The organism is Bdellovibrionales bacterium, from assembly GCA_019750295.1.
Taxonomy (GTDB): domain Bacteria; phylum Bdellovibrionota; class Bdellovibrionia; order Bdellovibrionales; family JAGQZY01; genus JAIEOS01.
In genome coordinates this window covers 1-10,150 of record JAIEOS010000145.1, presented here as the reverse complement: position 1 = coordinate 10,150, position 10,150 = coordinate 1, and the positions used below count along the sequence as shown (strand labels likewise).

Here is a 10,150-nt window from a genome sequence, read left to right as displayed (position 1 = left end):
CAAACCGCAGTGGCCGAAGCTCCCCAAAATTTCCATATTCTTCTCGAAAAGTTGGATAGCAAATTGGCCGAGTACGACATTCAGATCTCTTATGACCGCGCATCGATTACAAACTATATCCAGCAGCTTTCAAAAAAGGTTTCTGTAGATATGGTCCAAACTTCGGGAGAAATTCTTAAAAACTCTTTGCTCAATATCGTCACCGTGATCGTCGCACTTTTAAATCTTTTCATTTTTCCCGTATTTTTTGTTCTCGTGCTCCACGACTACGAGAAAATTCTAGCGTCGATCAAGGGACTCATCCCCGTCGCCTGGAAGCCCAGAGTGAACTATTGGATCTCGGAAACCGATCGCATCCTGAGCGGTTTTATCCGTGGCCAACTTTTGGTGTGCACGATCTTGAGTGTCCTCTACTCCACCGCGCTGCTCATTGCTGGGGTTAAGTTTGCGATCTTGATTGGATGTTTGACGGGATTTTTAAGTTGCATTCCCTACGTGGGATTTAGTTTGGGCGCCCTGTTGGCCGTCTTGTCATCCCTCCTCTCGGGCGATGACTATTCACCCGTCGTTTGGACGATCGTTCTCTATGGGATTGTTCAGTTTTTGGAAAGCTTTATCATCACTCCGACCATTGTCGGCGATAAGGTCGGCCTTAGCCCCTTCGAAGCCATATTGGCTCTCATTGTCTTCGGCAATTTGTTTGGCTTTATCGGACTCTTCGCCGCAATTCCTTGCGGCGGAGTCGTCAAAGTGATCTTTAAAGATTTGTTGGCTGAGTATAAAAAAACTCATGCCTACAGGGACTAGCTACTTTACGAAATCACAAAGGCGAGGTCGTTCCTCAAACTTTTGCACGTCGGTGTTCGAAAGTAGAATCTCACACGTGTCATAACCTCTATCCGCAAAGACCTGAGAGGCGTGCTGGTAAAAAGCTTTCGATTGTTTTTGCTCGCGAGCCAGAATCCAACCAAAGGTTCGCTGGGGATGGCCCACCAAAACATAACTATAGTCATCTCCGATTTCTAAAATCCAGTAGTCACCTGCTGCGGCCCACACCCAGTCGAGAGCCTTCACAAAAGTCACTTCGAGTTTTCCCGGGGAATTGAATTCGGGATTGATACGAGCCAAACCGTTCGCTACGTTTAAAGTTCCTCCCGCCTCTACACAGGAATTCTTCACATTCACAGTACCGTCTGGATTCAAACTGTACTCTGCAGACGTGTTCTTGACACAGGTCGCTTGGAAGTCTGCCGGAATCGACGCCACTTCGTACCAGAGCCCTTGGTATCTTGTGAAATCGACTTCAGTGACTGTTTTTACTTCGGCTGCAAAAGCCAAATTGATGATCAATATTAGGAACATTGAGTCCTCCTTAGAAGGTTAAAAACCCTCATTACCCGTCCCGATCACTCTATTCCCGCACAGCAAATTTTTCGAGAATTAATTTCAGCTCATGTGAAATATTTTTACCTCAGTGAAATTAGATACTTGCGGCTGGGGTATTCGCATAGAAACTGTGCATCAATCAAAAGGGAGTCCTATGGGTGTCGGAAACTTAAAACTGATTTGGGTGATCTTGTTTTTTTACCAATCCTTATGGGCCCGGCCCACGGACGGTCTTTCGGAGGCGGCGGCATCGCCGAGCACTCGCGAGTCCTCAGAATGCCCCCTCGCTCAAATTCGCTATGGGTTTCTCGCCAATGACCAAATCACATGTTCGTATCACTATCTTTCTTTTGAAGCCTCCGCTGGAAAATCTCTTTCTCCTCGAGAGCTCAAGATCGGCTCGTTCAATATTATTCGCACGGGAACTAATCAATCTCGCTTTAAACGATTCGATATGGTGGCCGACATTATGAACCAGTGGGACCTGGTGGCTGTCGTAGAGATTATGCCTACACCTACCGAGTTTTTAACTCACAATCGAAATGTTGATGAAATCGCCGAAGCCTTTCGAGGACAATCGGCTAAGTACTCGGCAGTAAAGCGGGACGAATATTCTCAGATCCTCGAAGAGTCTTACGAAATGCCAGGATATCTTCGAATTTTAAAAGCGCTGCGCGAGTTGGACGAAACCTGGTCCCTTGTGATTGCCCCTCGCGCCACGGGCGATAGCGAATCCTCCTTGGAAATGTCGGGGTTTTACTACCGCGCAAGCCATGTTCAAAACGGTCCAACGCAGTTTTGCGGAGGCCAAAAAGGCTGCCTCATTCCGATCGATGATAACCTCATGAACGTTGTCTCACGCATTCCCTTCGCTGCAAACTTTAAAGCCGGAAGCTCCACGTTCGATGCCGTCGCACACCACAGCCGCTTTAGAGAAAATGCTCCCTCCTGCGCTAGTAAAGCGACAGGAAAAAAACAAAAAGCCTGCGTCCACTTTACCCCCCAAGAAAAAGTCTGGCTTAAAAAATTTGAAGATATGGCCAATGCCGAAATCCGTGATCGCTTTGTGGAACTCGCCATTATTAATCACGTCGCCAACACATCCAATAACGACGTGATGGTCATGGGCGACTTCAATCTTTCTCTCAAACAACCCAACCCGAAGAAGCAAGGTTCCGGGAATCTAGCGCAGTGGGAGCGAGCTGTTGGTGATTCGCAAAAAATCGTTATCCCCAATGATAAATCAAGTATCAGTAACGAAAACGGTCTTTCCGAGGCCTATGATCACTTTATCTTTGATCCTAAAAGTTCCGCCTTTAAGGGATGCGATCAAGCTTCCGCAAAAGCATTTAATTTTACGATGGATGCCACTAATCCCTCGGGCCCGGGAACGCTGGAAAAACTGATTCAGTTTTTAAAAATTCGCAAATCGAATCCAAGCAGACTCCTCCAAGAGTATCGAGAGTCTCTCGAAGGCTCCCAGATGCTCTCCGAATGTCACGAAAGCGATTGTAGCTTAGAGAGCGCTTACGAAGCGGGAGATGTACGTACTATCCTGAGTGAATACGACAAAAGAGTTCTAAAGACACCGTCGAACGCGAGCGGAAGAAAACAACCTTTTAAAGTGTTTATCGAGTTGATCAGCGATCATCTTCCCATCGAAATGAAATGTGAAATTTAATAAAGATACGTTTTAAAAAAATAAGGAGAATGTAATGAAATATTTAATCTTGATGTCAGCTCTGGTGTTCACGCAGGTGACGACCGCTGGTATTTTGGACCTCACAATGATGCATACCAAGCCGGTATGTAACTACCCGGGCAAAGCCGCTTCTTGGTGTACCAAAGATGACATGGTCAAAGTGGGCGAAGAATCGGGCTTGGTCGCTCGAATTAACGAACAGATCGAAATGGCGCAAGACCCTGAACTCTCGCGCATCTTCGTGGCTTATCTCAGTTTCTCCAATAAACCGATTGCTCGCAAACTTTGCGAAAGAGCAAAAGCCGGAGTCAAAATCGAATTCTTTTTAGATTCAGACGCCCCGTCAGCCAACAAAGACCTTATTGATCAAATGAACAATTGCAAAACCCCAGATGGCAGATCCACTGTGACCTTCCACTTTTTAGGCGTCAAACCGAATCCTTGGAGACTTCACCATAATAAGTTTCTCATTGTGGACAGCGGAACTTCCCCCGAAGTTAAAATTAACTTTTCAAGCGGTAATCTATCGGCTTTCGGAACGTCTCTCCACTTTGATCATTGGGTGACAGTCACGACCACTAAAGACACGAGCTTCTATAAAACACACATGTGCGTGGTTAAAGCTCTCAAAGTTGCGATTGACCCCAATCAAGACGGTATCGATGAAAGTATTGATGATCCCGTCGTCTACAGAAAAACCTTAGATGATTGCCTACAAACTCGCGTAACCCTTAAGAAATGCACAAAGCAACAGCTGGCGAATAATAAAACAAACCAATGCTACAGCGTTGTGCCTCCGATGAGCACCGAGCAAGCCATTGCCGCCGAGAAGATTGCTCCTCTTTTCTCTCCCAATCCTAAAAACGAAATCGCCAGAACGCTTATCGGCGAAATCAATAAAATGAAAAAAGGCGAAAGAATCTCTGGAGCTATCCAGCACTTTCTCCACTACGGAATTGCTCAGGCCCTCGTCGGAGCGGCTCAACGTGGAGTGCAGGTTCAAATGTTGATGGATAACGATGTGCTTTCAGGCGAAAGCGAAGTGACCGGTGTCACTGACTTCTTTAATTCCGTCCTCGACAATCAAGGAATTGAATTTCGCTTTATGGAAACCAACGCCGAAAATCGTCAAATGATGCATAATAAATTTCTTATCTTAGGGAACCGTCGCGTTTTCGCAGGTGCGGGGCACTTCACGACAGCGGCAATGAAGGATAGCTACGAAAACTTCTACCTCATGCAGGACGAAAAAATTCAGCGCCAATATCAAGCCCTATTTAATTTTATGTACGACATGTCCATCAGTAAAAAACAGGTTCTCGAAAGTATCGGCGAATCCGATGACGAGAGCATTAACAACTAATTTTAAGAGGAAATAAAAATGAAAAAATTAATTCTCTCCTTAATTACATTCTCTGCAGTGATCGCCTCTGCGGCTTCAATGGACGACGTGATCCAACAGTTGGGAAATGCTCCCTACTCCGGCTACAAAGTGAACGAGGCGGATAATCAGAACATCTACAAAAAGTACTGTAGCGGAAAAGCTCGTTCAACAGATGTTCCAATGCCCAACTATGCGAACCCCGATGTACAATTGGCAGCTCGCAAGCTTTCACAAGCCAAAAGCGAAGCCTTTTACTTTTACAGCTCCATCCGCAAAATGTACGGATTGTCAGAGGACATGCCTTTACCCAAGGTCAAAGGAGTTCCGAACTTGACGATTCAAGCCCATATGCTTCTCGTTCAACTGTGCGGTGAATTTCGTGATCGTGCTACGATGATTCAGGCCAAAGTGGAGTGGTATAAAAAGCTTTATGTACTCCCGGCCCGCATTCAAAGACCTATTGATCCCAAAGTGAATATCTGGAAGCAAGTAGCGGCATCTTCTTACGCCCCTTATCTCCGTTTGTCTCATGATCTCTGGCAGGCCAAAAGGGATGCACAACCTCGATTTATCACCGTGGGGAATAACGACAGCGTTGATAACCCTGTTACAGGAACTACTGTCTGCGAGACAAAGTATATTTTCTCCGAATACGTTCACAAGAAAAAGGAATTTTCTGATCTTGCAAGCTTTCAAAAAGGATATGAGGCCTACAAAGCCCAATGCCCAAAATCGGATCTCACTGACTACTATGACTTTCGTGGCGATTCGAATATCAAGCACAACTCTCCTGAATCTAACGGCATGATTTGGTATGCCACTTCCATCGCTAAAGCATGTAAGTCCATGGATCAGGCTCGTGACAACGATGCCGGCATCACCGACCAAGATTGCAAAAACTATTTTGAACGCCCTTTCTATTACAGATACAATTCGGCTCGGGCTGGATTAGCCACTTGGCTTTTTCATAGCGAAGCTCAGCGGGGGCGATTTGGGTCGTCTCAAGAGGAAGTTGCTATATACCCTCACACGCGCCCTCAATTTGCGCCCATGGCCTACGGAACAAATCACTTGGAAATCGTAGAAGTGAATGAATTCGACTCCAACTGGTTATCAATTCCTGGGGCATGGCAAGCTTCTGATATTGGCTTTAATCAGTGCACCGGAATGGGAACGAATAAACCCAACAGCTTTCTTGTTTATGACCTTATTCGCTCAGCGGTCGATCGCCATACGGATTGGTATCAGTCTACTTTTAACGATCGTAACGGAACACTCAGAAACCAAGCCTACTCTCCTCTGGTGGCGAGCAGTTACGAAATGAGCGAGTCCGACCAATTTACCTTTTGTGGAATTACGGTTCAATGTGAACCAGATGGCCATAAACGTTGGATGTTTATCTTCCGCATTAAAGCAAACAACTGGTACACTCCTGCAAGCGCCCTCAAGGGTGAACCTGTGGACTTCGATAGAATGTGGTTTGATGAGACCTCCTTCGGAGAGACCGATCTTGCCAATAGCGAAAAAGCATGGGACCGCTTAGGTACTCCTATGGAAGAGGAAATGGACTCCATCCTTTACCTTTACAATATTAGCGACAGCGGTGAATTGATCGATCCAATGGATCCTTCGATTATCACACCGATCGAAGACTAAATTTTTCGAAACAGATAAGGAAATAGCAAAGGCCGGTTGAAGAACCGGCCTTTTTGATTTGAGGGACTTAGCGCCGATTTACCCCCCATGGCTGCCAAAGTCATCGACGCTTTTAGGCCCCCCATTCCGGGAGCCAGAGACAATTTTTGTCTTAATGAGCTTAATTCTTAAAGAATAACACGCTTTTATTCGATCTGACGACAGGGTTGTTTGGACCTAATCTTGCTAATCCCATTGCGAGTTGTACGTAACGTTGTACGTGGAGTGACCGATGTTTTCCTCTTTTATAGATCAGCGTGTGATCCTCTTTTGCCTTATTATCTGTAGCCCTTTCCTTTCGGAATCGGTGGCAGAGACTCAAGCGAACGACGTTCCCGTCGTCGGGCCCACATTGCCCGCGGTCGATTCTTGTAAAACAGAGTTCTCTGACGTCACCTTCGCCGATCTCAAAAGCAAACTGGAGAGCATTCTCAACGAAAAAAATAAAACTCTCGTCAATTTGGATTTTAAAACCCTCCAAGCCCAAGTCGATATCTTGTCGGAACATCTCCTGGTCACCGATAATATGGACCAAAACGAATTCTTAGCCGCTCTCAAAAAAACTTTAGGGCATCTCAACGAATTAGAAGATCTCTTAGATAAAGCGAAATCCAACGCCAAAATCATTCGAGAGGAGCACGTGATTCCTTTAGCGACAATGGCGTCCCTCAAATCCGAATTCGATACCTGTAAGGGACAAGAGAGCCAGTACAACGATATTTTTAAACAGCTGTCGCGATTAAATAAGGACTTTACGGAAGTGCAGATGATCTCACCGCAAAAAATTCTCGCTCAGAAAAAAACAATTAATGAATTGATCGAAAAGTTAGAAGACAAAGCCACAGTACAAATCACCCAGCAATCCTTAGCCAGTCATCTCAACTTCATCCAAAATCAAATCAACACTGTGACATCCACATTCCGCTTCAACACCAAACTCCTCAATATCGCCACCCTCCAGCAGTAAAAGGTACGCCGTTCAATTCCCAGACGCAAAAAGTCATATACGAGTTGCTCGTATATGACTTTTTGCGTCTGGGAATTGAACGGCGTACCTTTTAGAGTTTGGGGATCGAGGAGAGGAGCTTTTGGGTGTAGGGGTCTTTGGGCTGTCGATAGATCTCTTCGGCCGTTCCGTACTCGACAATCTTTCCTTTGTTCATGACGGCGACATTGTCGGAAATAAATCGCACCACACTTAAATCATGGGAAATAAAAATATAAGTGAGATTCATTTCCTTCTGCAGATCGAGGAGCAAATTGAGAATCTGCGCCTGCACCGAGACATCCAAAGCAGAGACCGATTCGTCCAAGATCACAAACTCAGGCCGAACCGACAACGCTCGAGCGATACAAATCCGTTGGCGCTGCCCTCCAGAAAACTCGTGAGGGTACCTTTTAAGATGCTCCGGCTCTAAACCGACTTTTCTCATGAGCTCCTCGGCGCGGGCCCAACACTCTTTTCGGGTGGGATATATTTTATGGATCTCCATCGGTTCGATGATGGCCGACCCAATCGATAAACGCGGGTTGAGCGACGAGTACGGATCTTGAAAAACAATCTGGATTTTTCTCCGTAAAGATCGCAACTCTTCCGGTGGCAACTTCACGAGATCAACTCCATTAAAGAGAATTTGGCCTTCACTGGGCTCAATTAACCTGAGAATGGTACGACCCAAAGTCGTTTTTCCACAACCGGATTCACCGACAAGACCCAGAGTTGTTCCTTTTTGCACTTTAAAGCTCACATTGTCCACGGCACGGACCCAATCATAGGTGGTTCGTAGAAATCCTTTTTTTAAAGGATAATGCTTACTCAGGTTCTTTATTTCGAGGAGAGTTTCTGTCGATGACTCTTTCTTTTGCTTGATCCCCAGTGTTTTAATATCGAACTTCTTTTCGCTTCCGTCGGGATTCATATAATCTGACACCGTCGCCAAACGCTCCGTTAAAATCTCTCCCGGTCGACAGTACAACAGAGCTTTAGTGTAAGGATGCTGGGGATTAATAAAAACGTCCTGTGTACTTCCTTTTTCCACAGCAACACCTTTTCTCATGACGACAAGATGGGAGGTGATTGATTTAACTACCGCTAAATCGTGGGAGATAAACAATAAACTCATCCCATATTTTTTTTGTAAACTCTGAAGCAGATCGAGAATCTGTTTTTGGACCGTCACATCGAGCGCTGTCGTCGGCTCGTCGGCAATGAGCAGTTTGGGTTTACACGCAATGGCCATTGCAATCATGACACGCTGGCGCTGACCTCCACTGAGTTCGTGCGGATAAGATCTCACTCTTTCTTCCGCGTTGGGTATGCCTACTTCCTTGAGAAGTTCTATGGTCCTACCGCGAGCCTGAGCTTTGGAAAGCCCCTCGTGAAGTCGGAGGACTTCGTCAATCTGAGACCCCACCGTAAAAACCGGATTTAAACTGGTCATCGGTTCCTGAAATATCATCGTAATGTCGCGACCGCGCACATGCTGCATCTGCTTTTCGGAAAGGGCGAGAAGGTTTTGACCTTCGAACATCACTTTTCCTTCGAGACGGGCTTCCCGGCCCAAAAGGCGCATTAACGCCAAGCTGGTCACACTCTTTCCCGATCCTGATTCTCCAACGAGTCCTAAAGTTTGACCTTGGGGAATTTTAAACGAAAGATCTTTCACGGCGTGGACGAGCCCATCAGGAGTATCAAAGTAAATATTAAGATTTTCGACCTGAAGGTCTATAGATTTATTTTCGGAGGCCAATGGTCAGTCCTTCTTGAGTGGGAATAATACAAGTTGCGAAACGTCCGTCACTAAAAAGACGCCGATTAAACTCTCTCATCGTCGCCCACATTTTCTCGGATTTATCATCAGGGGATTGGTTCTTAAAAACTTGACCAAATAAAAAGGTATTATCGCCGATAATCAATCCACCGGGCTTCACATGTTTCATAGCCCAGTCGAGATAGGTGACATAGGAGTTTTTATTGGCGTCGATAAAAATTAAATCGAAATCACCTTGCAGTGATTCTAAAATAGGCACCGCATCACCTAACAGAAACTGAGCTCGCCCATCTTTGTTAAACTCCTGCGCTCTTTTGTAATGCTCGGGATCTTTTTCGATAGATATAATCTTGCCGTCGCTGGGCAAAGCTTGCAGCATTTTCTGAGTCGAAAATCCATACTGAGTGCCAATTTCGACCACGGTTTTAACTCTCAACGCCTGGATCAGCCATTGAAGAATCTGCCCCTCAACAATACCGATATTGATTCCCCACTTTTCGTCTTTCTTTAACTGATTTGTAATATTTTGTAGTTCCGGAGTTTCGGGCTCAACGAGATCTCGCAAATAATGATCTAACTCAGTTTCGGCAGGGGTGTCGTAGCGTCGCATGGCTCAATTATACTCTCCGTTTCTCCTCTCAAGCAAACCGATTTCTGATGCACCCTCCTATTTGTGAGGCTATACTTCCTGAGGTAGGATATTACCGAAAGTGAAAATTCAAAGACTCTTCCTCATTTTAACAGCGTTATGGACTCTGTCGTGCACACGACAGTTTGATCCCAAGGACAATACGCTTTACATTCCACTCCCAGAAAAAGTACGCAATCTTGACCCTGCCATTGCCCATGATCAGTACTCCACTATCGTCATCATGCAAGCCTACGAGGGCTTAATGACATTTAACTACTTCCAAAAACCAATACAGTTAGAGCCGCTTCTTTCTGATGGATTTCCACAAATCTCGAATGACGGGCTCACCTATGAGTTTCGCATCAAAAAAGGGATCTACTTTCACGACCATCCCGCTTTCCCCCAAGGGCAAGGGCGAGAGCTCAACGCCGAGGATTTTATTTTCTCTTGGAAACGCGTGGCCGACCCCAAAAGTAAAAGCGAAAGTTTTTGGGTCTTTGAGAATAAAATTCTCGGTCTCTCGGAGTGGCGAAAGAATATTTTAAACGGTACAGGAAAATTCGAAGACCCCATCGAGGGAT

Annotated in this window: 9 protein-coding genes; 6 read left to right on the top strand and 3 right to left on the bottom strand. The window is 45.6% G+C overall.

Features of this window, described 5'->3' with window-relative positions; genetic code table 11:
• The coding region (locus K2Q26_15990) for an AI-2E family transporter (GenBank protein ID MBY0317021.1) at positions 1 to 807 on the top strand (807 nt) is incomplete at its 5' end.
• Here K2Q26_15990 and K2Q26_15985 read toward each other — a convergent pair.
• The gene (locus K2Q26_15985; GenBank protein MBY0317020.1) at positions 808 to 1,362 is read right to left on the bottom strand and encodes a lipocalin family protein; all 555 of its coding nucleotides are present in this window, start codon (positions 1,360 to 1,362) and stop codon (positions 808 to 810) included.
• A gap of 178 nt (positions 1,363 to 1,540) precedes the next feature.
• Here K2Q26_15985 and K2Q26_15980 point away from each other — a divergent pair, with 178 nt between their 5' ends.
• The 4 genes from K2Q26_15980 (at position 1,541) to K2Q26_15965 (ending at position 7,134) form a co-directional block, all read left to right on the top strand.
• Positions 1,541 to 3,067, top strand: coding sequence for a hypothetical protein (locus K2Q26_15980; GenBank protein ID MBY0317019.1), 1,527 nt, complete (start codon positions 1,541 to 1,543; stop codon positions 3,065 to 3,067).
• 34 nt (positions 3,068 to 3,101) lie between these two features.
• On the top strand, positions 3,102 to 4,451 hold the full coding sequence (locus tag K2Q26_15975; protein MBY0317018.1) for a hypothetical protein: 1,350 nt from the start codon (positions 3,102 to 3,104) through the stop codon (positions 4,449 to 4,451).
• Positions 4,452 to 4,469: 18 nt separating this feature from the next.
• On the top strand, positions 4,470 to 6,128 hold the full coding sequence (locus tag K2Q26_15970; GenBank protein MBY0317017.1) for a hypothetical protein: 1,659 nt from the start codon (positions 4,470 to 4,472) through the stop codon (positions 6,126 to 6,128).
• Between the two features lie 271 nt (positions 6,129 to 6,399).
• Complete coding sequence (locus K2Q26_15965; protein ID MBY0317016.1) at positions 6,400 to 7,134, top strand: hypothetical protein; 735 nt, start codon at positions 6,400 to 6,402, stop codon at positions 7,132 to 7,134.
• Between the two features lie 91 nt (positions 7,135 to 7,225).
• On the opposite strand, the gene K2Q26_15960 is transcribed toward K2Q26_15965, so the two are convergent.
• On the bottom strand, positions 7,226 to 8,917 hold the full coding sequence (locus K2Q26_15960; GenBank protein ID MBY0317015.1) for an ABC transporter ATP-binding protein: 1,692 nt from the start codon (positions 8,915 to 8,917) through the stop codon (positions 7,226 to 7,228).
• Positions 8,901 to 9,548: an O-methyltransferase gene (locus K2Q26_15955; GenBank protein ID MBY0317014.1), complete on the bottom strand. Its 648-nt coding sequence runs from the start codon at positions 9,546 to 9,548 to the stop codon at positions 8,901 to 8,903. Before K2Q26_15955 ends, K2Q26_15960 begins: the two co-directional genes overlap by 17 nt.
• 100 nt (positions 9,549 to 9,648) lie before the next feature.
• Here K2Q26_15955 and K2Q26_15950 point away from each other — a divergent pair.
• On the top strand, positions 9,649 to 10,150 hold a 502-nt coding region (locus tag K2Q26_15950), incomplete at its 3' end, for a hypothetical protein (protein ID MBY0317013.1).